Here is a 25,689-nt window from a genome sequence, read left to right on the forward strand (position 1 = left end):
CTACGGTCGCGGCTCGGTCAGCGCGGTCCCCTGACGTGCCGTGAGGGTGACGCCCACGGCGACCGTGGCCGAGGCCACCAGGCCGGCCGCCAGGACCGCCCACTGCCCGGCGAAGGTGCACGCCAGGACCAGCACGGACGACACCGGCAGCACCAGCTGCTGGGCCGGGCCGCGCTTCTGGTGGCGGGAGTGGATCAGCCACACGGTGAACATGTACAGCGCGGCGGGCACGGTGACGCAGGCGGCCGCCCCGTACGGCGACAGATGCGCCTTGCCGAACGCCTCCTCCACCGCGATCTCGATGCCCGCGCCGACCGCGGCCGCCGAGCCGAAGACCAGGTAGTGGCCGTAGCCCCACAAAAACGCCTGGGTGTTCGAGCGCAGATGGAGGTGGATGGGCACCGCGAAGTAGATCCAGTACGCGGCGAAGACCACCAGCAGCCCGCCGCCCGCGATCGGCAGCAGCGTGCCCAGCTCGCCGTTCTCGTCCAGCGCCGACTGCACGGCCACGGTGGCCGCCGCGATGGTCTCACCGAGCACGATGATGGTGAACAGGCCGTAGCGCTCGGCGATGTGATGCGGATGCCAGGCCGTCTGCCGCTCGCGCTCGGCCCATACCGGGACGGCCAGCTCCATCAGGCCCACGACCACGAACACCCAGGGCAGCTCGTCCTGGGGCAGGACGAGCAGACCCAGCCAGCCGACCTGGCACACCGTCACCCCGAGGGCGTAGCGCAGCGCGGTGCGCCGCTCGGCGCCGCGGCTGCCGTGGGCGGCCCGCAGCCACTGGGTGACCATGGCCAGCCGCATCACCAGATAGCCGAACCAGACGACGGTGAAGTCGCCGTGGTCGAACGCCCGCGGCACCCCGGCGGCCAGTACCAGCACCCCCGCCATCTGGACCAGCGTCACCACGCGGTAGAGCGCGTCGTCGGTGTCGTACGCCGACGAGAACCAGCTGAAGTTCATCCACGCCCACCAGACGGCGAAGAAGAGCATCACATAGCCGGTGATGCCGTGCCCCGGATGGCCCTCGGCCAGGGCGTGCGCCAGCTGGCCGCCGGCCTGCGCGACCGCCACCACGAAGCACAGGTCGAAGAAGAGCTCCAGCGGTGTGGCGGCGCGGTGCGCCTCCTCGCGGCTGCGGGCACGCATGAGGACCGGCACCTGAGCTCCTGACGTCGACCGGGGCGGCGTGTTCAGTAGAGCGCGGGCCGGGGGCGGCGCCCATGAGGGGAGCGGGTGTGTCGCGGGGCGGCCGTCATTCGGCGACGGCCTCCACGATCGACGGATAGGCCGCGGTCGGCAGCACCCGCGTCAGCCGGAAGCCGTTCGCACCCAGCAGCGTCGAGAACTCCTCGGCGGTGCGCTCCTGGGCGTCGAGGATCGCCATCATCGCGACGTCCAGGGTCTTGGCGAAGTGCGGGGCGTTGCCCGACGGCAGTACGGAGTCGACGACCAGCAGCTTGCTGCCCGTCGCCATGGCCGCGTGGCAGGAGCGCAGGATGCGCCGGCAGGCGTCGTCGGACCAGTCGTGAAGAATGTGCTTGAGGATGTAGACATCGCCGCCGGACGGCACGGAGGTGAAGAAGTCGCCCTCCTGGGTGCGCCAGCGCCCCTTCAGCTCGTCGCCGTCCAGAAGGTGGTCGGCCAGCGGCGGCGCCTGGTCGAAGAGCACCCCCGTCAGCTGGGGGTGGCGGCGCAGCACGTCGCGCAGCAGGCCGCCGCGGCCGCCGCCGACGTCCACGACCGTGCCGGTCTCGGGGAACGGGTACGCGGCCACCACGGCCTCGTCCACCGGGCCGGAGAGGGACGACATCCCGCTGTCGAAGAGCGCGCGGGTGGCCGGATCCGACAGCAGATGCTCGAAGAAGGGCGCACCGAAGAGCCGCTCGAAGGCGGCGCCGCCGTGCTCCACGGCCTCCGGCATACCGGCCGACGCCCGCAGGAACATGTCGTCGGTCATCATCATGACGGCGGGGTGGAGCGACTGCGGGGCATCAGTGCGTAGCGCCTCGGCGCTCGGCGTCAGCTGGAAGGCGCCCGCGGCGTCCTCCCGGAAGATGCCGCGGGTGGCGAGGTAGCGCAGTACGCGGCGCAGATGCGGGGCGTGGGTGCCGGTGGCGGCGGCGAGCTGCTCGACGGTGCGGGGGCCCTCGCCGAGATGGTCGGCGACGCGGTGGTGGGCGGCGGTGCGTAAGGCGGCGGAGAAGAGGTGGCCCATGGCGTGCTCCATCAGATGGGCCGAGAGGTCATGGGGCTCGCCGGTCGGGTGGTGGGTGGAAGTGGCCAACGTCAGCCTCCGGTCGTCGACTTGGGGCCTGCTGATCGGCGGTCGCAGGCGGGGTGATCCACGGTTGCAGCCGGGGGCGGCGGTGTCACGGTAAGTGCGGTGACCAACCGCTAAGTCCGGCCAGCGGTCGGTGTGTCCGGCACCAGGGCCGGCCGCGGGCGGCCGCTCGATGGCGGGCGGCGCTTCATGGTCGAATGCGTGTATGAGCGACAGTGACACGTACGGAATGACCGGACAGACCGCTACGACCGCACAGCGCGCCACGACCGCAGGGGCGACCGCGTCCGCCGCCGTCCTCGCCCCGCTCGACGACCGCCTCACAGACCTCGTCGCCCTCTACGAAGACCTCCACCGCCACCCCGAACTCGGCTTCCAGGAGACCCGTACCGCCGCCGAGGCCGCCCGCCGGCTGGCCGACCACGGCTACGAGGTCACCACCGGCATCGCCCGGACCGGCGTCGTGGGGGTACTGCGCAACGGCCCGGGTCCGGTGGTCCTGCTGCGTGCCGACATGGACGCGCTGCCCGTCACCGAGAACTCCGGCCTGGACTACGCCTCCACGGTCCCCGGTCTGATGCACGCCTGCGGCCACGACGTGCACGTCACCTGTCTGCTGGGCGCGGCGGACCTGCTCGCGGCCGGCCGGGAGCACTGGTCCGGCACGCTGATCGCGCTCTTCCAGCCCGCCGAGGAGGTCGGCAGCGGCGCCCGCGCCATGGTCGACGCCGGGCTCTACAGCAAGGGACTGGTCCCCACCCCCGACGTGGTGCTGGCCCAGCACGTCGCCCCGTTCGGCGCCGGGCTGATCGCGTACTGCCCCGGCGCCTGTATGGCCGCCGCCGACAGCCTGGAGATCACCTTCCACGGCACCGGCGGCCACGGCTCACGTCCCGAGACCACCGTCGACCCGATCCTGATGGCGGCGTCCTTCGTCCAGCGGGTGCAGTCCGTGGTGGCCCGCGAAGTCGCGCCCAAGGACCGGGTGGTGGTCACCGTCGGCTCCTTCCACGCCGGGGACACCGCCAACGTCATCCCCGACCGGGCCGTCGTACGGCTCAGCGTCCGCACCTTCGACGAGACCGTACGCACCGCCGTACTGGCCGCCGTCGACCGCATCGCCCGCGCCGAGGCCACCGCCTCCGGCGCGAGCCGCGCACCCGAGACCGAGCTGCTGGACTCCTTCCCGGTCACGGTCAACGACGCGGCGACCCTGCACGGCGTCAACGCGGAGTTCACCCGGCTCTTCGGCGAGCAGCGGCTGTTCGCCTACGAACCGGCCACCGGCAGCGAGGACGCCGGCCTCCTGGCCACCGCCGCCGGGGCGCCCCTGTACTACTGGTGGCTGGGCGGCTGGGACCCCGAGGAGTTCCGGACGGCCCTGGCGGCCGGGCGGCTGGCCCAGGACATCCCCTCCAACCACTCACCGCACTTCGTACCGGTGGTCCGGCCGACCCTCACCATGGGCGTCGAGGCGCTGACCGCGGCGGCGCTGAACCAGTTCGCCCCGGGGGCCGTATCGGCTGGTTGACCTTGTCCCAGGGGAAAGCCCCAGCATCGGCGGTGCCGGGCCCCGAGCGCCCGGTACGAGGAAGAGGGCGGACGGCCGGACGGGCCGACCGGGCCCGGGAGGAGCACGCCACATGGCCGCCGAACTGCTGACCATCGGAGCGTTCGCACGCGCCTGCCGGCTCTCGCCCAAGGCGCTGCGCCTCTACGACGAACTCGGTCTGCTGCGCCCGGCCCATGTGGACCCGGTCAACGGCTACCGCCACTACGCCCCGGCCCAGCTGGAGCGGGCCCGGCTGGTCGCCTGGCTGCGCCGGCTCGGCATGCCGCTGGCCCGCGTCCGCGAGGTGTGCGAACTGACCGGGGCCGCGGCGGCCGAGGCGGTCGCCGCGTACTGGGCCCAGGTCGAGGCCGACACCGCCGCGCGCCGTGAACTGGCCGCCTTCCTCGTCGATCAGCTGCAGCGGAAGGACACCGCCATGACCACTTCACCCGCCCTGACCCTGCGCTACGCCGCCCGCACCGATCGGGGGCTGGTCCGCGCGGCCGACCAGGACGCCGCCCACGCGGGACCGCGGCTGCTCGCCGTGGCCGACGGCTTCGGCGCGAGCGGCGGACCGGCGGCGGCCGCCGCGATAGCGGAACTGAGGGCTCTGGAGGACGTGGAACCGGCCTCGACGGACCCGCTCACCGCGCTGGAGGAGGCCGCCCAGCGCGCCCACCGCGCCGCCCCGTCGGCGGACGAGGCGACGGGCAGCACCCTGACCGCCCTGCTCCTCTCCGGCTCGCAGCTGGCCCTGCTGCACATCGGCGACTCCCGCGCCTACGTCCTGCGCGACTCCGGCCTGTTCCGCATCACCCACGACCACAGCCTGGTCCAGTCCCTGGTCGACCAGGGCCGGCTCACGCCCGAGGAGGCACCGTCGCACCCGCAGCGCGCACAGTTGCTGCGGGCGCTCGACGGGGGCCCGGAGTTCGCCCCCGACCTGCAGTTGCTGCAGGCGCGGCCCGGTGAGCGCTACCTGCTGTGCACCGACGGGCTGTCCGGGGTGGTGCCGACCGAGGCGATCTCGGAGGTGCTGACCGCGGCCGCCGACCCCGACCAGGCCGTACGGGACCTGATCGGGCTCGCCCACCGGGCCGGCGCACCGGACAACATCGGCTGTGTCGTCGCGGACGTGGCCGCGGTGAACGACGACTGAGACACCCGTGGGGCAGGCCCGGCCGGTCGGCGCGGCGGCCCGCAATAGCCGTTGGCCCTCGATCGTCGGGCCGGGATAATCCGCATGTTCGGGGCGGGGAGGGTGCATGACGGTGTTCGTGTGCGCGGGATGCGACGCGGTGTTGAGCGCCCCGGTGTCCCAGGTCGCGCTCCCCGTCCACGCCCACCAGAAGTGGGGGAACGGCGTACTGCTCCCGGTGCTCATGGAGTCGGGCACCTACGCCGTGGACCCGGACCCCTGGGGGCCGCCATGGCGGCGGTGGAGCGAGGTCGGGGAGGACGAGGCGGCCGCCCGCGGCGTGTTCGCGCCGGTGTACGCCCTGTCCTACGGCGCTCCGGGAGCGATCGTCGTCGCGCCCGGTGACACCCGCGGCACCGTCCTGATCCCGGATCGATGCGGCGGCCACTGCTGCGGACTGACCGGCGGCGACGGCCCGAACCTCGCATGCGAGCGGTGCGGACGGGCCGTGGCGACCCGCATCGACGACTGCTCGTTGTGGCAGGCGGTGTGGTTCGCCCCGGACGCCGTCCGCGCTCTGCCCGCCGACGGGCCGGCCGCGGGGCCGTCCGGCTGGGAGGCGGCCGCGATACGGGAGCGGCCGGGACCGCCGCCGGTCGACCAGTCCGGGCAGTGGAGCCCGCAGTGGGAGGCGGCTGCCGGAGCGGGACTGGCGCATCTGCTGGCGGCCTCGTCGGGCACACCCCTGAACGTCCCCGGCGGCCTGCTCCGGGACCTGTTCGGCCGCCCGCTCGACGTGCTGCTCCCGGGCGGGGCGCCGGCGAGGACCGTGGCGCCGGCCGGACCGGGCCTGCCCGTCGCGGACCCCGCCCCCGACATCGTCCTGGTGCCCCGGCACCCGCGGACGGGGGACCCGTGGCAGCCCCCCGGCACCGCCCGGGCCGTGCCGCTGCCCGCCGAGGTGTGGGCCTCTTTGGCCTTCCCCCGCGAACGGCTGCCGGTCCCGGCGAGCGGCGGGCTGCCGGACGGGGTCCTCCGCGACGATCCACCGCCGCTGCGTCCATGGCGGCCGCTATGGCCCGACCAGCAGATCTTCCTCGACACGCTGGCACGGCTCCCCGCCGTCCGGCAGCCGTGGCTGCGCGGCATCTACGACCGGGTGCGCGGCCACTCGTACCCTCATCTGTTCTAGGGCCCGGCCCCTCGGACAGGCCCTGGGGGTCTTCGCCCTGCCGTGTCAGGGGCGACCCCTACGCGATGCCCTTCAGCATCCCCTTGAAGTACAGCTGCGGCAGGCCGTAGCGCTTGAGGAACCACATGTCGGTGCGCTCGCGCGTGGTGTCGAGGAAGGGGATGGAGGGGGTCGGCCGAAGGTCGTAGTCGAATTCGGCGAGCAGCATCTTGTGGCGGGCGGTGACCAGGGGGCAGGAGGTGTAGCCGTCGTAGTGGGCGGTGGCGGGGCGTCCGCGCAGACCGGCGAGGAGGTTGGCGACGACGACCGGGGCCTGCTTGCGGATCGCCGCGCCCGTCTTGGAGGTGGGCAGGTTGGCGACATCGCCGAGGACGAACACCTCGGGGAAGTCGGGGTGTTGGAGGGTTTGCCGGTCGGCCTTGACGTACCCGTAGGGGGAGTCGGGGTCGGCGAGCGGGCCGTTCGCCAGCCACTCGGGGGCGCGCTGCGGCGGTACGGCGTGCAGGAGGTCGTAGTGGACGGTCTCGGCCTCACCGGTGGCGTGATCGGTGATCACCGCCGTACGTGCCGCGCCGTCCAGGCTGGTCATCTCGGAGCGCAGGCGTACCTCGATGCCGTACCGCCGTGCGGTCTCCTCCAGCGCGCGGCTGAAGACCGGCACCTTGAACATGGCAGGCTCCGGGAGCACCAGGATGGTGCGGATGGCGCCCAGGACACCGCGCTTGCGCCAGTGGTCGGCCGCCAGATACGCGATCTTCTGCGGGGCGCCGCCGCACTTCACCGGCCCGGACGGCATGGTGAACAGCGCGGTGCCGCGGCGCGTCCGGCGGATCAGGTCCCAGGTGAGCGGGGCGAGGTCGGGGCGGTAGTTGCTGGTCACGCCGCCGTGCCCGAGGGCCGCGGCCAGGCCGGGCACGCCGTCCCAGTCGAGCCGCAGGCCGGGCGCCAGGACCAGCCGTTCGTAGGACAGCACCCGGCCGGAGGCGGTGGTGACCGTACGGGCGGTCGGGTCGACGGCGGTGGCGCGTTCGCGCAGCCAGCGCACACCGGGCGGGACGACCTCCGCCTCGGTGCGCAGCGCGGCGCGCAGCGGGGCCTGGCCGCCGCCCACCAGCGTCCACAGCGGCTGGTACCAGTGCGTCTCGGAGGGCTCCAGCAGCGCGATGTCCCGGACGCCGGCGCGGCGTAAGCGGGCGGCGACGGTGATGCCCGCGGTGCCGCCGCCGACGATCACAACGCGGTGGTGGGCCTGGGCTGCGGTGGGGGACGTCATGCGGTTCCTCCTGGTGTTCGGCCCGGAGTGCCGGGACGGTGGCTTCGGTGGTCGGTTCTTGACGGTCGGTCAGAGGCGGGGGACGGCGGTGGCCGCCATGACGACGGCGACGACGGTGACGAGGAACGCGAAGGCGCAGGCCAGTGTCCGCGGGTGCAGGCGCGCGGTCAGCCGCGGGCCGAGGTGGCTGCCGATCGCCGCGCAGGCCGCGAAGCCGGCCAGCAGCGGCCAGTCCAGGGCGATCGTGCCGGCCCGGGTGCCCAGTGCGGTGAGGGAGTTGATCAGGACGACGAGCAGCGAGGTGCCGATGGCCACCGGCATCTCCAGGCCCAGGACCAGGGTGAGGGCGGGGACGACGACAAAGCCTCCGCCGACTCCGAAGAAGCCGGTGAGCAGCCCTATGGCGGAGGCGGTGGCGGCGACCCGGGAGACCCTGACGGGGGCCCGTACGGGATCCGGTAGGGCGCCGTCCCGTACGGGGTCCGGTAGGGAAGTGGTGGCCGCCGGGGCCCCCATTGCGCCCTCCGTCGGGGTGCCGGTCGTGCGCCGCTCGCGCAGCGCCCGCCGCGCCAGCATCGCCGCCACCACGAGCATCAGCCCCGCGAACGCCGCCATCAGGACGCCGGACGGCAGCTCCGCGCTCCAACGGGAGCCGAGGTAGCTGCCCGCCGTACCCAGTACGCCCACGGCGGCGCCGGCCGCCCAGCGGACCCGGCGGGCGCGGGCATGGCAGACGAGTCCGGTCACCGCGCCGACCGTGACGACGATCAGCGCGCCCGCGGTCGCCTCGTGCGGCGACTGCCCCAGCAGATACACCAGCGCGGGCACCGCCAGCACCGAACCGCCACCGCCCAGCGCCCCCAGCAGCAGCCCTATCAGCAGCCCGCACGGCAGCGCCGCGACGACTAAGAGGACGGACACGCTACGCGGACGGACAGGAGGCCGGGGACGGATACCCGTCCGGGGACGGGGCGGCGGCGCGTGGCGCGAGGGCGACGTTGCGGCTGTCGTCCGACCACTCCGCGACGAAGGTGAACCGGTCGCCGCGGACCACCGTCTCCCGCCACTCCACCGGCCGCTCCCCGGCCCGGCCCAACCGCTCGATGGCGAACGCCGCCTCCCGGTCGGCCAGCCCCAGCAGCCACGCCTGCCGGACGTCCGGCAGGAACGGCTGGATCCGCTCCCGGCCGCCGGTGACCTTCACCGAGCAGCGCCGCGACAGCTCACCGTAGAGCGAGGTGTGCCCGAAGTCGGCCTCCAGCAGCGGCTCGGCGATCTCGGCGGGCAGATAGGCGGTGTCGTGGGCGAGCGGTTCGCCGTCCGCGAGCCGCAGCCGCTCCAGTACGACCAGCGGTGCGTCCGGGATCAGCCCCAGTTGACCGGCGACCGTCGCGTCCGCGGTCCGCTCCAGCCGCAGCACCTCGCTGCGCTGCTCGACGCCCTGCCCCTCCAGCTCGCGGAAGAGGCTGTAGAGCGAGCCCAGCGGCTGCTGTATGCGGCGGGTGTCCAGCCGGCTGGCGCGGCCGCGTTCGGCGATCACCAGGCCGTCGGCGCGCAGTTTGCGCAGCGCCTCGCGGACGGTGTGCCGGCTCACCGCGTACTCGCCGGTGAGCCGGTGCTCGGCCGGGAACTCGTCGGTGAACGCACCGGCTGCCATCCGGCGGCGCAGATCGTCGAAGAGCTGCGCCCAGAGGGGGAGCGGTGAGCGCCGGTCCAGGGGGCGCGGTGCGTGCCCGCCGGCGGCGGCGCCGTCCGGTGGCGGCTCGGTCGTCATGGTGGCTCCTCCGGAACGTACGGGTGGGTGCGCGGGTGCGGTCGCGAACGTCTCGTCAGCTGACGCCGCATCGGATTGAAGCGGTGTCAAGCCGGCGTGGGGTGCGGGCTGATGCGAGGGGGTGGTGGATGGCGCGAGAGGCCACCCCCCGCTTGTCGCCCGCCGACCCGGCTCCTTAATGTACGTACATCCGTGCATCCGCACAACGCGCTCCACCCGCACCCCGCCCAAAGCGGACTCCGCCCCCGCGCCCGGCGTCCGCCCGCCCCCTGGAGGCCGACCGTGCACTTCGCCCAGTACTACCTCGACTGCCTCTCCCAGGCGTCGTACCTGATCGGCGACCGGACCACCGGACGCGCCGTCCTCGTCGACCCGCGCCGCGACATCGACGACTACCTGCACGACGCGGAGGCCGCCGGCCTGCGCATCGAACTCGTCATCGAGACGCACATTCACGCCGACTTCCTCTCCGGCCACCTTGAGATCGCACGGGCCACCGGCGCCGCCATCGCCTTCGGGGAGGCCGCCGAAACCGGCTTCCCCATCAGGCGGTTACGGGACGGCGAGCGCATCCGGCTGGGGGCCGGCGAGGGCGAGGGGAGCGCCGAGGGGGTCACCCTCACCGTCCTCGCCACTCCCGGCCACACCATGGAGTCCATCTGCCTGGTCGTCCACGAACACCCCGACGACGACGTGCCGTTCGGGGTGCTCACCGGCGACACCCTCTTCGTCGGCGATGTCGGCCGCCCCGATCTGCTCTCCGCGGCCGGCCACTCCCCGGAGGACATGGCCCTGCGGCTGCACCACTCCCTGCACACCAAACTCATGGTTCTCCCGGACGCCACCCGGGTCTTCCCCGCACATGGCGCCGGCTCGGCCTGCGGCCGGAGCCTGTCCACCGAGACCAGCTCCACCATCGGAGACCAGCGCCGCCTCAACTACGCCCTGCAGCCCATGGCGAAGGACGCGTTCGTCCGGCTGGTCACCGCGGGCCAGCCCGCCACCCCCGGTTACTTCGCGCACGATGCGGCACTCAACCGGGACGGCCACCCCCTGCTGGAGTCCGCCCCGCTGCCTGCCCTGACCCTGGAGGAGGCGCTCGCGGCCCGCGACCAGCACGGCGCCGCCCTCCTCGACTGCCGTCCGCTGGCCGCGTACACCCGCGCGCACCTGGCCGGATCGCTGCATACGAGCCTGGACACCCGGTTCGCGGAGTACGCCGGCAGCGTGGTCCCCCCGGGCACCCCGATCGTGCTGTTCGCCGACCCCGGCAAGGAGCAGGAGGCCCGCCTTCGCCTGGCCCGCATCGGCTATGACCGCGTCCTCGGCCATCTGCCCGACCCCGCCGCCGTATTGGACCGTGCGTCCGCGTCCACGTCCGCACTGGTCCGGCACAGCCGTCGCATCCGTCCCGAGGAACTGCCCCTGGAGGCAGGCGGACCGGGCGGTGATCGGGCGCTCGGCGCGGAGGCGGTCGACGGCAGGGGGGCGGAGCGGGAGGCGCCCGGTGACGCCCGGGTGGCCGACACGGCTGCGTCGCCCGACGGCCGGGTGGCGCGCGCCCAGTTGATCGACGTCCGCAATCCGGCCGAGTTCGCGACGGGCGCCCTCCCCGGCGCCCACAGCATCCCGTTGGCCGGCCTCACCGACCGCCTCGCCGAACTGGACCCGTCGCGCCCGGTCGTCCTCTACTGCCGCAGCGGGAACCGGTCGGTGATCGCGGCGGCGCTGCTGGAGGCGCACGGGTTCGGGGATGTGTGCGATGTGGTGGGCGGGTACGAGGCGGTGGCCGCGGGGAGGGACTGAACGCCCGCGCCACGACCGTCCGTTCACCGCCGCCGGCCCTTCCGGCGAAGTACGCGTACCAGCGCGATGGCCACGGCGGCGACGAGGCAGGCGGCAGCGGGCGGGGCCAGGGCCGGACGGGGGCCGCTCCCCGCTCCGGTGCCGGCACCGACCAGCGCCAGCCCCACCCCTGCCGTGGCCGTCATCACGGCCTTGGTCACCCCGGAGGCCTCGCCGGCGCGCTCGCGGCGTACGACCGCCTGGGTGCCGGTGAGGGCCAGCCCGCCGGCCACGCCCAGCGCCGCCGCGGCCACCGTCGAGGCCGCCACCAGGGCGGGCACGTCCGTGCGGGGACCGACGGCCCACAGTGCGGCCCCGGCGGCCGACAGGCAGACCGCCATCACCGGCACGGCCCGCTCCGGCCGCACCCGGCCGGCCAGCGGGCCGCCGGCGGCCAGGGCGGCCGCCGGAGCCAGGAACGCCACCCCCGCGTCCAGGGCGGACCACCCCCGGCCCTGTTGGAGCAGCAGCGGGACCACGTACAACAGGGCCACGGTCGCGGAGTTGGCGACCGCACCGGCCACGGTCAGCGCCACATACGGGCGGTTGCGGAACAGCGCCAGGTCCACCAGTGGGTCGGGGGAGCGGCGCTCGGCCCGTAGGAAGAGCGCGCCGAGCGCCGGCGCGGCGGCCGCCCAGCCCCAGTCCGCGGGGTGTTCCAGCCAACGGGCCAGGCAGGCCAGCGCGCCGGTGGCGGCGACCGCGCCCGTGAGGTCGAAGGGGTGCCTTCCCGCATCCGGGGCATGTGATTCGGCCGTCCGGAGGGCGCAGGCGGCGGCCGCCACGGCGAGCGGCACCGTCAGCCAGAAGACGGCTCGCCAGGACACGAACCGGGCGAGCGCGCCGCCGACGAACGGACCGCAGACGGTGGCCAGTCCGGCCAGGCCCAGCGCCTGCCCGATCGCCCGTTGCACGCGCCCCGGTGGGCAGGCGTTGGTGAGCAGGGCCAGCCCGGCGGGCATGATCAGCGCGCCGCCCGCACCCTGCAGCAACCGCGCCGCCACCAGGAGCGGCAGCGACGGCGCGAGCGCGCACAGCGCGGCTGCGGCGGCGAAGAGCGCCAGCCCCAGGGCCAGCGTCCGGCGGCGCCCCCACAGGTCGGCCAGCCGGCCGGCGACCGGCATCAGGGAGCCGGCGGTGAGCAGATAGCCGCCGACCGCCCAGGGCAGGGCGGTCCGGGAACCGTCCAGGTCGGTGCGGATGACGGGGAGCGCGGGGTTCAGCGCGAAGGCGTCCAGCTGTACGCAGAAGGCGCCGGTGGCGACGGCGGCCAGCGCCCAACGGGCCCGCGAGCGCGCGGAGGAGGCAGAGCGCGCGGGCGGGTCCGGGCACGGACGCGGGGGCGGTACGGACTGCGGCGTGGCGGGCATGAGGGCACCTCTCACGAGTCTCATGAGCCCCCGGGCACGGATGGCTCAGGGGTTGGCGGAAAACTGCAGGGGAGAGGAGGGGTGGGGTGCACCAGAAGGGGGAAGGACCCGTAGGCGGCGGGAGCCCTGGGCAGCAGGGCCGGGACCCGTAGACAGCAGGGCCGGGACCGAAGGAAGCAGGGTCCTGGGCCCTGAGGGGAACGGCCCGTAGGGGAGTTCCTCTAGGGGAAGAGCCCGTAGGGGTGTTGCCCGCCGAGGTGCGGGAAGGGGCGTGCGCCGGCCCCGTACAGCGGACGTTAAGCGATCGTTGATCGGTGATCTACATGCTGATCCGCATGTTGCGCAGTGTGATCACAGAGCATGTAGAAGACGCCCGCGAAGTGCAAGAGCCGGAAGCGTCGCGGATCGCCCTCACCTGGAGTGGGGAGCCGGGGCGTCTGGAGGAACTGACGCACGGCATGCTCCTCGACCAGGCCGCACGGGCCGCTGCCGCGCTCGCCCGGCTCGGGGTCCGGGCCGGCGACCGGGTGGCGGTCCATCTGCCGCTGGTCCCGGAGTCGGTGATCGCCACCCTCGCCTGCGGCCGGCTGGATGCGATACGTACCACGCTGCCGGTCTCGCTGACGGTGCCCGAACTGGTCGCGCGGACCCGGGAGTCGGACGCCCGGGTGGTGATCACCGCGGACGCGGCGTTCTGGGACGGGGCCGTACGGCCGGTGAAGGCCCTGCTCGACCATGCACTGGCGCGAGGCGCGGCCGCGGGGGGCGCGTCCGATCGCACGGTGCTGGTGGTGAACCGCTGCTCGCGTCCGGTGTCCTGGAAGCCCGGCCGCGACATGTGGTGGCACGAGGCGCTGGACGGGGCGGTGAAGAGCCGCTGACGGCCACGGCCGCCCTGGCTCAGCGGACACCCGACTTTCCCTTTTCCCAGGGGCACTCACCCGAAAAGGCCGCACAACAGGCGGTCGGCCCCCTCGCTGCCTAGCGTGGGACCTGTGCCACAGCCACGGACCTGTGTCACCGCCGACGGACCCGTGCCACGGCCAACGGAAGGGTGATCACCCATGCCCCACGACCAGGCATACGCGAGCCACGCCCTCCCCGGCACCGCCCCGGGCCGCCCCCGCAAGCGCAAACACGCCTCCCAGAGCCCGCCGACCCGGCCCCACGACGGGCAGCGCCCGCACCCCGTACCCACCCACGACAAGGGCAGCCAGGGCCGGTCCGCCGCGGGCACCGATTAACCCGTCGAGTCCTCGGCGAACGGCCGGTAGCTTTCCGGCATGACGTCATCATCGCTACGCCTGGAGACGGTCACGCCGGACAACGTCGAGGCCGCATGCCGGCTACGGGTCCGGCCGGACCAGGAGGGGCTGGTGGCGCCGGTGGCGCGCTCGCTGGCCGAGGCGTATGCGCAGCCCGAGATCGCCTGGCCCCGGTTGATCTTTGACGGTGAACAGCTCGTGGGCTTCGTCATGGGCTTCTTCCTCGTGCGCTTCGACCCGGAGAACCCTCGGGACAGGCTGCGCTCGGGCATCTGGCGCCTGAACATCGCCGCCGATCAACAGGGCCGGGGCTACGGCCGGTTCGCCGTGGAGTCCGTGTGCGAGGAGATCCGCGGGCGCGGGCAGACCCGGGCGACGGTGACCTGGGTCCCGGGCGAGCACGGGCCGGAACGGTTCTACCGGCGACTCGGCTTCGTACGGACCGGAGAGATGAGCGGCGACCAGGTTGTCGGCGAACTGCGCTTGGCCACCTGACTGGGTGGCCGCCTGAGCGAAGGAACGTCCTACTGGCTGGCCGCCTGAGCGAGTGACCGGCGGGCCTCCTGGCCGCCTGAGCGCCTGAGTGAGTGACCGCTCGCCCGGCGGACCACTTCACCGGCTGGCCGCCTGACCGGCGGCTTGGGCTTGCTTGCCGGTCCGTGCCGAGGCGACCTGGGTCCGAAGGGGAAGCCGACGGGAGGGCACAGGCGGGTGCTGCAGGGCGGCAGGGCCCGGCAGTGCCCGGCCCGCCCGTACCCTGGAGGCGTGAGCACCACCCCCGAATCCGAGCAGACCCCTGGGCCCGAGGCCGCCGCGGCTACCGATGCCGACGGCAGCGGCGACCAGGCTCCGGCGGCCGCGCCGGCACCGCGCCCGGCCCGTAGGCCCGCCGCAAGGCTGATCTTCGACGACCCGCTGAACCAGCAGTCCTCCGACGACACCGATCGCGGCTGGGGCGAGCGCCCGGCCGGCGGTGACAGCGCCGCCGATCTCGCCCGCTTCCTCGACGAAAAGCCGCCCCACCACCTCTGAGCGAGGCGAGGGGGCGGCGTGTGCCGGCCTCTGGCGCCTGCTACTCGTGGGTCTTCTGGCTGCCGATGGTCCCCGAGGCGGAGGACGGCAGGGTGGGCGAGCCGGCGCGCTGGGCGATCAGCGCGTCGCGGATCTCGGTGAGCAGCTCGACCTCGGTCTGGGACGCCGGGGCGTCATCGACCGGCTTCTTGGCCTCCTGGCGTTCCTTCCACTTGTTCATCGGAAGGATCATGAGGAAGTAGACGACGGCGGCGGTGATCAGGAACGTCAGCGCGGCGCTCAGCACCGAGCCCCAGAGGATGTAGATGCCGTCGGTGAACGCGCCCGTCTTGGGGTCCTTGGCGCACGTCGCGGTCAGACAGGACTGGTAGTGGTCCAGGTTCTGCGAACCGAGGGCGCCCACGATGGGGCTGATGACGCCCTTCACCACCGCGTTGACGATGTTGGTGAACGCCGCACCGACGACGACCGCGACCGCGAGTTCGACCACGTTGCCTCGCATCAGGAATTCCCTGAAGCCTGCGAGGACGCTTCTCTTCTCCGTGCTCACCGATGAGGACCCTTTCTCGTCTGGCCGATGCGCCTCGAAGGATGATCCCGGACCTGCTCAGGCTGCGCAACTCGGGTCAGGTGAGATGTTTTTCCATAAGGCTCCCTTTTGGCTCGGGTCGAGATATGGGTGATCTCCGCTTTGTTTCATGGATCGGTGTGGTGAGGCGAGTCGAGCGTGGGCGCGTGGCCGAATGCCTGCCCTTCCGTTTCATGGCCACGTATGGACATTTGACGTCCGACTTGTTTCCGAGCCGGGTCGGAAGGAGACGGGAAAGGGGAAATTCTTGCTCCGTAGGGGATGGAAGGGTGCTGCCCCTGGGCCCGGCGGGCCCGCTGTCCCCGTCCTGAGCGCTGCTCCCTCCCAGGGCGGGCGCCCGCGGTGCCGGGCGGCTCGTCGTCGCCAATAAGTGATTCTCGGATGACAAGGCGGGCTTTAAGGGGTGGTGATCGCGACGTTCACGTCCCGTGTGCGTGACGGTCTTGCGGCGGGCAGCGGCAAGCGCAAAGGAAGTCTGCGGGTGAGCGGGTAAAGGGGGCGGAGGGAGAGGACGGATATGGCCCTCGCCTAGGGGAGTTCGTTGAAAGTTCTCTGAAATGTCGCCGCTGTCATGAGCGCTATCGCGATCAAATGTGCGCCTGGGTGAAGGCTTTCGATTGGTGACGCACTTCTCATTTCTGGGCTATGGGTACGTGCAGTCGCCCGTGGGGTCGCATAAAGCGATCTTTGTGTGTGGTGAGGTGCGCTGAGCACCGAGTTCGTGCGTCGTCGGTCTCCGGCTGCACGGTAATGGCCAGAGCGGCCGCGGTCATGGTGACTGCCGCCAGGGCCCCGCGGCGCTGTCGCGCGAACCTTCGTAACCGATGACGGGAGGGCGTGACCTGCACCGGAGCGAACTGCGCCACTTCGCGGCGCGGAGGCGTGGGCAGGAGAGGGGCGGGCGGGGCCGAGCGGAGGGGCTGCGGCGTCGGGTCGGTGAATGTGCTGGGCATGAAGGACCGCCTGTGACGAGGGGTTTGCCTTGGGCTACGTCTCACCGTGCCGCAGTCCGCCCGCGCCCGCTCCGGGCTGTGGACGACCCCGCCCTTGTGGACAACCCGGCCACCCGGGAGAGGGAGCCGGGCGGAACAGGCTCACGGCAGCTCGATGCCCAGCTCCCAGCCCGCGTGGGCGTCGACGCACAGGCAGTCCCTGGCGGTGTTGTCGGGCAGTGCGGCGACCGCGTCGAAGAGCACCTCGCGCAGCCGGCCGACGTTCTGCGAGAAGACGGCGAGAACCTCTTCGTGGGAGACCCCGTCACCGGTCTCGGTGCCCGCGTCCAGGTCGGTGACCAGGGACAACGAGGTGTAGCACAGGCTCAGTTCGCGGGCCAGGACCGCTTCGGGGTGGCCGGTCATGCCGACCACCGACCAGCCCTGGGCGGCGTGCCAGCGCGATTCGGCGCGGGTGGAGAAGCGCGGACCCTCGATGACGACGAGCGTGCCGCCGTCGACCGGCTCCCAGTCGCGGCCGCGGGCGGCCGTGAGGGCGGCCCGACGGCCGGTGGGGCAGTACGGGTCGGCGAAGGTGAGGTGGACGACGTTGGGGACGCTGCCGTCCGGCAGCGGATGGCCGTCGAAGTAGGTCTGCGGGCGCGCCTTGGTGCGGTCGACGAGCTGGTCGGGGACGAGCAGCGTGCCGGGGCCGTACTCGGGGCGCAGACCGCCGACCGCGCACGGGCCGAGGACCTGCCGTACGCCGACGGAGCGCAGCGCCCACAGGTTGGCGCGGTAGTTGATGCGGTGCGGCGGGAGGTGGTGGCCGCGGCCGTGCCGGGGCAGGAAGGCGACCTGGCGGCCGGCGATCTCGCCCAGGAACAGCGAGTCGCTGGGGGCACCGTAGGGGGTGTCCACCGTGATTTCGGTCACGTCGTCGAGGAAGGAGTAGAACCCCGAGCCGCCGATGACACCTATCTCCGCGTCAGCCATGCGGGCCACACTAGCGGGAGCGGGTGCCGGTCGGCCCCGTGATCAGCGATCCGGCCGCCTCGTGGAGCACCAGAGGCCCTGAGGCACCGGAGCCACCCGACCACGGCCGGACCCCCGGAACAACCGAACCCCGCCGTCCACGAAGACGGCGGGGTCCGAAGAAGTGCGGGGTGCGGCTCAGGCCGCGGAGCTGGTGCTCGACGTGCTGCTGGAGGTCGCCGCGGCCGGGGTGGAGGACGCGGAGTCGGAGCTGCTCGACGAGGAGCCGGCGGAGTCCGAGGAGGACGTGCCGCTCGACGAGGGGGAGCTCTTCGCGGGGCTGCTGCTGGACGACGCACCGCGGCTGTCGTTGCGGTAGAAGCCGGAGCCCTTGAAGACGATGCCGACTGCGGAGAACACCTTCTTGAGGCGTCCGTTGCAGCTGGGGCACTCCGTGAGCGCGTCGTCGGTGAACTTCTGCACCGCCTCGAGGCCCTCGCCGCACTCGGTGCACTGGTACTGGTACGTCGGCACTTGACTTCCTCCTGGCACTCTCACTCGATGAGTGCTAACGACGCTCCATATTGCAGTATTCCCGCCCGTCAGTCCACCGTGACGGGGATACGGTGACCGACTCCACGTCCGTTCAGGCGCTCGTCAGCTCCCGCTCCCGGTCGTCGGCGGCAGCGGGGGACACAGCCGCGTCTCCCTGGGAGGCGACCACGGTCGAGGAGCGCGGCAGCAGGTGGGCGCGGAGCGCGACCAGTACCACCAGGGCCAGCGCCGTGCCCGCCAGCGGCACCAGGAAGCCGGTGCTCGGGCCGAAGCGGTCCGCCAGCTGGCCGGCGGAGGTGGCCGCGGCCGCCTGGCCCAGCGCGACCGCGCCGGTCAGCCAGGTGAAGGCCTCGGTACGGGCGGCGGCCGGCACCAGCGACTCGACGAGCGTGTAGCCGGTGATCAGGGCCGGGGCGATGCACAGGCCGACGACCAGGCCGACGGCGCCCAGCAGCGGCACGGCGGTCACCGTCCACAGCGGAGTGGTGGCCAGCGCCAGCAGGCCGTAGGCGACCAGCAGCCGGCGTCGCGGGCCGACCTTCCAGGCGATCGCGCCGCAGGCGACCCCGGCGAGCATGTTGCCGCCGGCGAAGATCCCGTAGAGCACGCCGTTGATGCCGGGCTGCCCGATGTCCTGGGTGAACGCGGTCAGCGAGACCTGCATACCGCCGAAGACGGCGCCGATGCCGAGGAACGCCACGATCAGGACGCGGACGCCGGGCACCGACAGCGCCGAGACGCGCGGCCGGTCGCCGGCCCCGGCCCGGTGCACCGGAGGCTGGCTGCGCCGCTGCGAGGCGAACAGCAGCCCGCCGGCCAGCGTCAGCGCGGCCTCGGCGATCAGGCCGGCCGCCGGGTGGATGCCCGTGCACAGCGCGGTCGCCAGGACGGGGCCGACCACGAAGGTGAACTCGTCGGTCACCGACTCGAAGGCGGCGGCCGTCGGCATCAACGGGCTGCCGCCGAGCCGGGAGGCCCAGCGGGCCCGCACCATCGGGCCGACCTGCGGAGTCGAGGCGCCCGTGGGGACGGCCACGGCGAGCAGCGCCCACAGGGGGGCGTGGACGAGGGCCAGGGTGATCAGTGCCGTGACGCCGGCGACGTGGACCAGGACGCCGGGGATCAGTACCGCGCGCTGGCCGAAGCGGTCGGCGAGTTTGCCGCTCTGCGGGGCGAACAGCGCCATCGAGACACCGGTGGCGGCGGACACCGCGCCCGCGGTGCCGTACGAGCCGGTGGTGGACTCGACGAGCAGCACGATGCCGATCGTCAGCATCGCGAAGGGCTGCCGGGCCAGAAAGCCGGGCAGCAGGAATGTCCATGCACCTGGGGTGCGGAGCAGTTGTCCGTAACCGGGACGGGAGTCCTTGACCGCGGATGCCACGGCCGGGCCTTTCTGCCGCCTGGTAGCGCGCCACCCGCGAGGTCGTCACGGGTACGCGCCGAGAGCTGTCCTCTCGCGCAGGACCGAGTGATACCGCATGGTCCGCACCCCGAGAGGTGGCTGCGTGTGGCAGGGGACCGCGGCCGCCGAGCGGTCGCGCCAGCTCTGCGTCAGGCAGAGTTGGTTCGTCGTTGTTCCTTTTCATACTACAGGCCCAAGCGCGTGAAGCCCTGGGATTAGCCAGGGCTTCACGTAAATTTCCTTGGGTTCCGTGGAGATCTGCAGCACATTTCCGGGCGGCCGCGCCGCGGGGGCCCGGCCCCCGGGCGGCGCGGGCCCTACCCGCGGGGGTGCCGCCGCGCGGCGCCGTCCGTCCCCAGCCAGCCGGCCAGCTTGCCGCCCTGGGAGACCGCCTGCAGCCGCCGCTCGGCCGCGTCGCGCACCTGGTCCGTGGCCACCACCAGCAGCTCGTCGCCGCGCCGCAGCACCGTGGTCGGCGCGGGCACGAAGCTGGCGCCGTCCCGTACGACGAGGGTGACCGCGGCGCCCGCGGGCATCCGCAGCTCGCCGACCTCGACGCCGTGCATACGGGACGTCGGGCCGATGGACGTGGACAGCAGATGGCCGCGCAGCCGCTCCAGGGGAGCCGACTCGATGCCCAGGTCGGCGGCCTCCTTGCCGTTGCCCAGTTCCAGCCGTCGGGCCAGCCACGGCAGCGTCGGCCCCTGGACGAGGGTGTAGACCACGACCAGGACGAAGACGATGTTGAAGACCCGCTCGCTGCCGGGTACGTCGCTCACCATCGGAATGGTGGCCAGCACGATGGGGACCGCGCCGCGCAGCCCGGCCCAGGACAGCAGGGTCTTCTCCCGCCAGGGCACCCGGAACGGCAGCAGCGCGGTGAACACCGACGCCGGCCGGGCCACGATCGTCAGGATCAGCCCGATGACCAGCGCGGGCACGAAGTCGTCGACCAGCTTGTGCGGGGTGACCAGCAGGCCCAGCAGCACGAACATGCCGATCTGGCCGATCCAGCCGAGGCCCTCGGCGAAGCCGCGGGTGGCCGGTGCGTGCGGCAGCTTGGCGTTGCCGAGGATCACCGCGGCCAGATAGACGGCGAGGAAGCCGGAGCCGTGCGCCAGCGCGCCGGCCGCGTACGCGGAGACCGCGATGGCCATGACGGCGATCGGGTAGAGGCCGGACGCGGGCAGCGCCACATGCCGCAGCCCGTACGCGCCGATCCAGCCGATGGCCAGTCCGACGGCGGCGCCGATCGCCAGCTCCAGGGCGATGGTGCCGAGCAGGAGGTACCACTCGTCGACCGGTCCCACGGTGGAGAAGGCGACGACGAGGATGACCACCGGGGCGTCGTTGAAGCCGGATTCGGCTTCCAGAACACCTGTCAGGCGGGAGGGCAGCGGCACGTTGCGCAGTACGGAGAAGACCGCCGCGGCGTCCGTGGAGGAGACCACGGCGCCGATCAGCAGCGCCTGCCGCCAGTCAATTCCGGCCAGATAATGCGCACCGGCCGCGGTGACCCCCACGCTCACCGCGACGCCGACCGTGGAGAGCGCCGCCGCCTGGGGCAGCGCCGGTTTGATCTCTTTCCACTTGGTGCCCAGGCCGCCCTCGGCGAGGATCACGACCAGTGCGGCATAGCCGAGGATCTGGGTCAGCTCGGCACCGTCGAAGGCGACGCCGCCGATGCCGTCCTGCCCTATGGCGACGCCTATCCCCAGGTAGATGAGCAGGCTGGGGAGCCCGCTGCGCGAGGACACCCGCACCGCGGCGACGGCGATGAGCAGCACGAGTGAGCAGATCAGCAGGAGTTCGTTGAGGTGTTCGACAGTCAGGGAGCTGGTCCTTCCTCGCACAGGTTCGGGCGGTGGGCCGGTGGGTAGCTTTCCTTACCGTATCTAGTTACTGAGACTAACAATTTACCATTACTTGAAAGTCGGATGTGCTGGTGGTGACTCCGCGTAGGGGTCGCCGAACCCGTGCGCCTATGGTTGCTCCAGCACTCCCACCCTGCCCCTCGAAGGACCGAGATGCCCGCCAACAAGTCCGGCCCAGTCCCCAGGAAGAAGAAGGGGCGGCGCGGCCGTCTCGTCGCGATCACTGTCGTGCTGCTGCTCGTGGCGGGCATCGGCTTCGGCGCGTTCTGGGGGGTCAGCACCGTACGCGCCTCCATTCCGCAGACGACCGGATCGCTCAAACTCCCGGGTCTGACAAACCCGGTGGACGTCGTCCGCGACGCCAACGGCATCCCGCAGATCTACGCCGACACCGACGAGGACCTCTTCCGCGCCCAGGGCTACGTCCAGGCCCAGGACCGCTTCTGGGAGATGGACGTCCGGCGCCACATGACCGCGGGCCGGCTCTCGGAGATGTTCGGCAAGAGCCAGGTCAAGACCGACGCCTTCCTGCGCACCCTGGGCTGGCACCACGTGGCGCAGAAGGAGTACGACACCAAGCTGTCGCCCGGAACCAAGAAGTACCTCCAGGCCTACTCCGCCGGTGTCAACGCCTACCTCAAGGACCACCAGGGGTCGGCGCTGTCCCTGGAGTACGCGGCGCTGGACTTCGAGAACGACTACAAGCCCGGCAAGTGGACGCCGGTCGACTCGGTGGCCTGGCTCAAGGCGATGGCCTGGGACCTGCGCGGCAACATGCAGGAGGAGATCGACCGCTCCCTGATGACCAGCCGCTTCACCCCGGAGCAGATCGCCCAGCTCTACCCGGCGTACCCGTACAAGCGGAACCAGCCGATCGTCGACGGCGGCACGGTCGACCCGGCCACCAAGCAGTTCACGCCCAAGCGCTCGGCCAACTCCGCCCCCGCCGGCACCGGCACCGCCGTCGGCGGCCTGCAGACGCAGCTGTCCTCGCTGTCCAAGACCCTCGACGAGATCCCGGCGCTGCTCGGCCCCAACGGCAACGGCATCGGCTCCAACTCCTGGGTCGTCTCCGGTGCGCACACCACCACCGGCAAGCCGCTGCTCGCCAACGATCCGCACCTGGCCCCGCAGATGCCCTCGCTCTGGTACCAGATGGGCCTGCACTGCCGTACCACCGGCCCCAAGTGCAACTACGACGTCTCCGGCTTCACCTTCTCCGGGATGCCCGGCGTCGTCATCGGCCACAACCAGAACATCTCCTGGGGCATGACCAACCTCGGCGCGGACGTCACCGATCTGTACCTGGAGAAGATCAACGCCGAGGGGTACCTCTACGACAACCGGCAGCGGCCCTTCACCACCCGCAAGGAGACCATCAAGGTCGCCGGCGGTGAGAGCCGCGAGATCACCGTCCGCTCCACCAACAACGGGCCGATCGTCTCCGACCGCGACGACGAGCTCGGCAACGTGGGCAAGGACGCCCCCGTGGGCAACGCCGCACCGGACCGCGGCGACGGCTACGCCGTATCGCTGCGCTGGACCGCGCTGGACCCCGGCAACTCCATGGACGGCGTCTTCGAGCTCAACCGCGCCAAGGACTGGAGCGGCTTCCGCAAGGCCGCCGAGCACTTCGAGGTCCCCTCCCAGAACCTGATCTACGCCGACACCAAGGGCAACATCGGCTACCAGGCGCCCGGCCGGATCCCGGTCCGCGGCAAGGGCGACGGGCACTTCGACGGCACCTACCCGGCGCCCGGCTGGGACCCGGCCTACCAGTGGAAGAGCTACATCCCGCAGAAGTCCCTGCCGTACGAGTACAACCCCCGGCGCGGCTACATCGTCACCGCCAACCAGGCCGTCGTCGACGAGAAGTACCCCTACCTGATCACCAAGGACTGGGGCTACGGCTCCCGCAGCCAGCGGATCAACGACCTGATCCAGTCGAAGATCAAGGACGGCGGCAAGGTCTCCACCGACGACATGCAGACCTTCCAGAAGGACAACAGCAGCGAGATCGCCCGGCTGCTGACGCCCTACCTGACGAAGATCGACATCAAGGACGGCTACGTCCGCGACGCCCAGCAGCTGCTGGAGGGCTGGGACTTCACCCAGGAGCCCGACTCCGCCGCGGCCGCCTACTTCAACGCCGTCTGGCGCAACACCCTCAAGCTCGCCTTCGGCAACAAGATGCCCAAGGAGCTGCGGGTCCAGGGCCAGTGCCTCAACGTCCGCCCGGCCGACGAGACCGGCCCCGCCGACGAGAACGACACCTACGTCCGCGAATGCGGTGAGCGCGACGGCGACACCGCCCAGCCCGACGGCGGCGACCGCTGGTACGAGGTGGTCCGCAACATCCTCGACGACCCCGACAACGCCTGGTGGAAGACCGAGGACCGGCCCGGCCGGCCCGGCGACAAGAACCGCGACCAGCTCCTCGCGCACGCCATGACCGACGCGCGCTACGAGCTGACCTCCAAGCTGGGCAAGAACATCGACAACTGGAGCTGGGGCCGGCTGCACCAGCTGTTCCTGAAGAACCAGACCCTGGGCACCGACGGGCCGGGGATGCTGCAGGGCCTGTTCAACCGCGGCCCCTGGAACCTCGGTGGCGGTGAGGCCGCGGTCGACGCCACCGGCTGGAACGCCGCCGGCGGCTACAAGGTCACCTGGGTCCCGTCGATGCGGATGGTGGTCAACCTCGCCGACCTCGACAAGTCCCGCTGGATCAACCTCACCGGCGCCTCCGGGCACGCCTACGACACCCACTACTACGACCAGACGGACAAGTGGGCCAAGGGCGAACTGCTGCCCTGGGCGTTCGGCGAAGAGGCGGTCAAGAAGGCCGGGAAGGACACGCTGACGCTGTCCCCCTAGGGCAGACGCCGCCCCGCCGGGGCGCCGCCGTCCTGTGACGCCTACGGGCGGGCGGGAGACCTCCACGAAGGTCTCCCGGCCCGCCCGTAGGCGTTTGCGCCGCAGGCCGGTACGCGGCCCGCCCGTGGTGCTCAGTGCCGGAAGCGGTGCACCGCCGACGGCGTCACCGCGGCGTGCACATACCGGTCGTGCGGCTCGGCCGGCACTTCGGCCAGCACCTCCGCGTCGTAGAGCAGCACCACCAGCGACGCCTGCGCACCGGCGCGCTCCAGCCGCGCCAGCACCCGGTCGTACGAGCCGCCGCCGCGCCCCAGCCGCAACCCCCGCCGGTCCACCGCCAGCCCCGGCAGCAGCACCACCTGCGCCTGTGTGACGGCCTTCGGGGTCAGCCGCTCGCCGTCGGGCTCCAGCAGCCCCCAGCCCGCCGGTACGAGCCGCTCGGCGCCCTCGTAGAGCGCCCAGTCCAGATCGTTGTCCGGGAGCAGCACCGGCAGCAGCACCCGCACCCCGGCCGCCCGCAGCCGGTCCAGCAGGGCGCGGGTGGAAGGTTCGCCACCAATCGAGACATATGCGGCGACGGTCGGCGGGGTCTCGGGGCGCGGGGCGTCCGGCGGCGGGGCGACATAGGGGGCCAACTCGTCCAGCTCCAGCGTCCGTCGGGCCAGCGCCTCGCCCGTCGCCGCGATGACATCCGCCGGCAACGATCTCCTCACCTCCAGGAGATCGCGCCGCAACCTGCGCTTTCTATCGTGGTTCGTGCTCACTGTGTGCCCTTGCTCCCGCTCTCGTGCTCTATTGACCGGACCCTCATCATCGTTCCGATAGGGCCGGTTATGGTGTCGCGCATGACCCCATCGCACACACGGATCAGCAAGGCTGTCATCCCAGCAGCCGGCCTCGGCACCAGGTTTCTCCCCGCCACGAAGGCCACACCCAAGGAGATGCTCCCGGTCGTCGACAAGCCCGCCATCCAGTACGTGGTGGAGGAGGCGGCCGCCGCCGGGCTCTCCGACGTCCTGATGGTGACCGGCCGCAACAAGCGCCCCCTCGAGGACCACTTCGACCGCAACTACGAGCTCGAAGAGGCCCTGCACCGCAAGGGCGACGAGTCCCGCCTCGCCAAGGTGCAGGAGTCCAGCGACCTGGCGACCATGCACTACGTACGCCAGGGCGACCCCAAGGGCCTGGGCCACGCCGTGCTCTGCGCCGCTCCCCACGTCGGCGACCAGCCCTTCGCGGTCCTCCTCGGTGACGACCTGATCGACCCCCGCGACCCGCTGCTGGCGCGGATGGTCGAGGTCCAGGAGCAGTACGGCGGCTCCGTCATCGCCCTCATGGAGGTCGACCCGGCGAACATCCACCTCTACGGCTGCGCGGCCGCCGCTCCCACCGGCGACGACGACGTGGTGACCGTCTCGGACCTGGTCGAGAAGCCCGACCCGGCCGAGGCCCCCAGCAACCTCGCGATCATCGGCCGCTACGTCCTCGACCCGGCCGTCTTCGAGGTGCTGCGCAAGACCGACCCGGGCCGCGGCGGCGAGATCCAGCTCACCGACGCCCTCCAGGCGCTGGCCGCCGACCCGTCCCTGGGCGGGCCGGTGCACGGCGTGGTCTTCAAGGGCCGCCGCTATGACACCGGTGACCGTGGCGACTATCTGCGTGCCATTGTCAGACTGGCATGCGAACGTGAGGACCTGGGCCCGGACTTCAGGACCTGGCTGCGCAGTTACGTGACCGAGGAGATGTAGGAC

22 protein-coding genes are annotated in these 25,689 nt (G+C 72.3%); 10 read left to right on the forward strand and 12 right to left on the reverse strand.

Going from position 1 to position 25,689, the window contains the following annotated elements; all coding sequences use genetic code 11:
- Entirely contained in the window at nt 1-1,167 is a 1,167-nt protein-coding gene (locus ACFWZH_RS25155; protein ID WP_384435343.1) for a low temperature requirement protein A, read from the reverse strand.
- A gap of 94 nt (nt 1,168-1,261) precedes the next feature.
- Nucleotides 1,262-2,293 (reverse strand): methyltransferase, encoded by a 1,032-nt coding sequence (locus ACFWZH_RS25160; protein WP_384435346.1) that lies wholly within the window; start codon nt 2,291-2,293, stop codon nt 1,262-1,264.
- 202 nt (nt 2,294-2,495) lie between these two features.
- On the opposite strand from ACFWZH_RS25160, the gene ACFWZH_RS25165 reads away from it, so the two are divergent.
- From ACFWZH_RS25165 to ACFWZH_RS25175, 3 genes are all read left to right on the forward strand, one after another.
- The gene (locus ACFWZH_RS25165) at nt 2,496-3,821 is read left to right on the forward strand and encodes an amidohydrolase (RefSeq protein WP_384435349.1); all 1,326 of its coding nucleotides are present in this window, start codon (nt 2,496-2,498) and stop codon (nt 3,819-3,821) included.
- A gap of 112 nt (nt 3,822-3,933) precedes the next feature.
- Entirely contained in the window at nt 3,934-5,001 is a 1,068-nt protein-coding gene (locus tag ACFWZH_RS25170) for a MerR family transcriptional regulator (protein ID WP_384435352.1), read from the forward strand.
- Between the two features lie 106 nt (nt 5,002-5,107).
- On the forward strand, nt 5,108-6,172 hold the full coding sequence (locus ACFWZH_RS25175) for a hypothetical protein (RefSeq protein WP_384435355.1): 1,065 nt from the start codon (nt 5,108-5,110) through the stop codon (nt 6,170-6,172).
- Nucleotides 6,173-6,230: 58 nt separating this feature from the next.
- Here the strand turns inward: ACFWZH_RS25175 and ACFWZH_RS25180 are convergent, their stop codons facing one another.
- From ACFWZH_RS25180 to ACFWZH_RS25190, 3 genes are all read right to left on the reverse strand, one after another.
- Nucleotides 6,231-7,445, reverse strand: coding sequence for an FAD-dependent oxidoreductase (locus ACFWZH_RS25180; protein WP_384435357.1), 1,215 nt, complete (start codon nt 7,443-7,445; stop codon nt 6,231-6,233).
- Nucleotides 7,446-7,514: 69 nt separating this feature from the next.
- Complete coding sequence (locus ACFWZH_RS25185) at nt 7,515-8,366, reverse strand: sulfite exporter TauE/SafE family protein (RefSeq protein ID WP_384435360.1); 852 nt, start codon at nt 8,364-8,366, stop codon at nt 7,515-7,517.
- A gap of 1 nt (nt 8,367) precedes the next feature.
- Nucleotides 8,368-9,219, reverse strand: coding sequence for a GntR family transcriptional regulator (locus tag ACFWZH_RS25190; RefSeq protein WP_384435363.1), 852 nt, complete (start codon nt 9,217-9,219; stop codon nt 8,368-8,370).
- A 282-nt stretch (nt 9,220-9,501) separates the two neighbouring features.
- Between ACFWZH_RS25190 and ACFWZH_RS25195 the strand changes: the two genes are divergently transcribed.
- Nucleotides 9,502-11,025: a rhodanese-like domain-containing protein gene (locus tag ACFWZH_RS25195; RefSeq protein WP_384435366.1), complete on the forward strand. Its 1,524-nt coding sequence runs from the start codon at nt 9,502-9,504 to the stop codon at nt 11,023-11,025.
- A 23-nt stretch (nt 11,026-11,048) separates the two neighbouring features.
- Here ACFWZH_RS25195 and ACFWZH_RS25200 read toward each other — a convergent pair whose 3' ends face one another.
- Entirely contained in the window at nt 11,049-12,434 is a 1,386-nt protein-coding gene (locus ACFWZH_RS25200) for an MFS transporter (protein ID WP_384435369.1), read from the reverse strand.
- Between the two features lie 380 nt (nt 12,435-12,814).
- Between ACFWZH_RS25200 and ACFWZH_RS25205 the strand changes: the two genes are divergently transcribed.
- The 4 genes from ACFWZH_RS25205 (at nt 12,815) to ACFWZH_RS25220 (ending at nt 14,731) form a co-directional block, all read left to right on the forward strand.
- Complete coding sequence (locus ACFWZH_RS25205; RefSeq protein ID WP_384435372.1) at nt 12,815-13,315, forward strand: AMP-binding protein; 501 nt, start codon at nt 12,815-12,817, stop codon at nt 13,313-13,315.
- A gap of 183 nt (nt 13,316-13,498) precedes the next feature.
- Complete coding sequence (locus ACFWZH_RS25210) at nt 13,499-13,678, forward strand: hypothetical protein (protein ID WP_384435375.1); 180 nt, start codon at nt 13,499-13,501, stop codon at nt 13,676-13,678.
- A 39-nt stretch (nt 13,679-13,717) separates the two neighbouring features.
- Entirely contained in the window at nt 13,718-14,194 is a 477-nt protein-coding gene (locus ACFWZH_RS25215) for a GNAT family N-acetyltransferase (protein ID WP_384435378.1), read from the forward strand.
- A 270-nt stretch (nt 14,195-14,464) separates the two neighbouring features.
- Complete coding sequence (locus tag ACFWZH_RS25220; RefSeq protein ID WP_384435380.1) at nt 14,465-14,731, forward strand: hypothetical protein; 267 nt, start codon at nt 14,465-14,467, stop codon at nt 14,729-14,731.
- A 40-nt stretch (nt 14,732-14,771) separates the two neighbouring features.
- Here the strand turns inward: ACFWZH_RS25220 and mscL are convergent, their stop codons facing one another.
- The 5 genes from mscL to ACFWZH_RS25245 all read right to left on the reverse strand — a co-directional run bounded on the left by mscL (nt 14,772) and on the right by ACFWZH_RS25245 (nt 21,040).
- On the reverse strand, nt 14,772-15,281 hold the full coding sequence (mscL, locus tag ACFWZH_RS25225) for a large conductance mechanosensitive channel protein MscL (protein WP_384435383.1): 510 nt from the start codon (nt 15,279-15,281) through the stop codon (nt 14,772-14,774).
- Nucleotides 15,282-16,414: 1,133 nt separating this feature from the next.
- The gene (locus tag ACFWZH_RS25230) at nt 16,415-17,248 is read right to left on the reverse strand and encodes an S-methyl-5'-thioadenosine phosphorylase (protein ID WP_384435386.1); all 834 of its coding nucleotides are present in this window, start codon (nt 17,246-17,248) and stop codon (nt 16,415-16,417) included.
- Between the two features lie 177 nt (nt 17,249-17,425).
- Nucleotides 17,426-17,761, reverse strand: coding sequence for an FmdB family zinc ribbon protein (locus ACFWZH_RS25235; RefSeq protein WP_384435389.1), 336 nt, complete (start codon nt 17,759-17,761; stop codon nt 17,426-17,428).
- 112 nt (nt 17,762-17,873) lie between these two features.
- Complete coding sequence (locus tag ACFWZH_RS25240) at nt 17,874-19,166, reverse strand: MFS transporter (protein WP_384435392.1); 1,293 nt, start codon at nt 19,164-19,166, stop codon at nt 17,874-17,876.
- 338 nt (nt 19,167-19,504) lie between these two features.
- Nucleotides 19,505-21,040, reverse strand: a complete 1,536-nt coding sequence (locus ACFWZH_RS25245; RefSeq protein ID WP_384435395.1) for a potassium/proton antiporter — start codon at nt 21,038-21,040, stop codon at nt 19,505-19,507.
- Nucleotides 21,041-21,214: 174 nt separating this feature from the next.
- Between ACFWZH_RS25245 and ACFWZH_RS25250 the strand changes: the two genes are divergently transcribed.
- Nucleotides 21,215-23,938 carry a penicillin acylase family protein gene (locus ACFWZH_RS25250; protein WP_384435398.1) on the forward strand — a complete coding sequence of 908 codons (2,724 nt, stop codon included), beginning with the start codon at nt 21,215-21,217 and terminating at the stop codon, nt 23,936-23,938.
- 131 nt (nt 23,939-24,069) lie between these two features.
- Here the strand turns inward: ACFWZH_RS25250 and ACFWZH_RS25255 are convergent, their stop codons facing one another.
- Nucleotides 24,070-24,672 (reverse strand): 5-formyltetrahydrofolate cyclo-ligase, encoded by a 603-nt coding sequence (locus ACFWZH_RS25255; protein WP_384435401.1) that lies wholly within the window; start codon nt 24,670-24,672, stop codon nt 24,070-24,072.
- Nucleotides 24,673-24,783: 111 nt separating this feature from the next.
- Here ACFWZH_RS25255 and galU point away from each other — a divergent pair, with 111 nt between their 5' ends.
- Nucleotides 24,784-25,686, forward strand: a complete 903-nt coding sequence (gene galU, locus ACFWZH_RS25260) for a UTP--glucose-1-phosphate uridylyltransferase GalU (protein ID WP_384435403.1) — start codon at nt 24,784-24,786, stop codon at nt 25,684-25,686.
- The last annotated feature ends 3 nt before the right edge of the window (nt 25,687-25,689 follow it).

This window comes from Streptomyces sp. NPDC059008, assembly GCF_042749045.1.
In the GTDB taxonomy this organism is placed as follows: domain Bacteria; phylum Actinomycetota; class Actinomycetes; order Streptomycetales; family Streptomycetaceae; genus Streptomyces.

Coding starts and splice junctions, on each gene's coding strand:
- ACFWZH_RS25250 (WP_384435398.1), top strand. CDS start 21,215: ATGCCCGCCAACAAGTCCGGCCCAGTCCCCAGGAAGAAGAAGGGGCGG.
- ACFWZH_RS25215 (WP_384435378.1), top strand. CDS start 13,718: ATGACGTCATCATCGCTACGCCTGGAGACGGTCACGCCGGACAACGTC.
- galU (WP_384435403.1), top strand. CDS start 24,784: ATGACCCCATCGCACACACGGATCAGCAAGGCTGTCATCCCAGCAGCC.
- ACFWZH_RS25180 (WP_384435357.1), bottom strand. CDS start 7,445: ATGACGTCCCCCACCGCAGCCCAGGCCCACCACCGCGTTGTGATCGTC.
- ACFWZH_RS25210 (WP_384435375.1), top strand. CDS start 13,499: ATGCCCCACGACCAGGCATACGCGAGCCACGCCCTCCCCGGCACCGCC.
- ACFWZH_RS25190 (WP_384435363.1), bottom strand. CDS start 9,219: ATGACGACCGAGCCGCCACCGGACGGCGCCGCCGCCGGCGGGCACGCA.
- ACFWZH_RS25165 (WP_384435349.1), top strand. CDS start 2,496: ATGAGCGACAGTGACACGTACGGAATGACCGGACAGACCGCTACGACC.
- ACFWZH_RS25170 (WP_384435352.1), top strand. CDS start 3,934: ATGGCCGCCGAACTGCTGACCATCGGAGCGTTCGCACGCGCCTGCCGG.
- ACFWZH_RS25200 (WP_384435369.1), bottom strand. CDS start 12,434: ATGCCCGCCACGCCGCAGTCCGTACCGCCCCCGCGTCCGTGCCCGGAC.
- ACFWZH_RS25175 (WP_384435355.1), top strand. CDS start 5,108: ATGACGGTGTTCGTGTGCGCGGGATGCGACGCGGTGTTGAGCGCCCCG.
- ACFWZH_RS25230 (WP_384435386.1), bottom strand. CDS start 17,248: ATGGCTGACGCGGAGATAGGTGTCATCGGCGGCTCGGGGTTCTACTCC.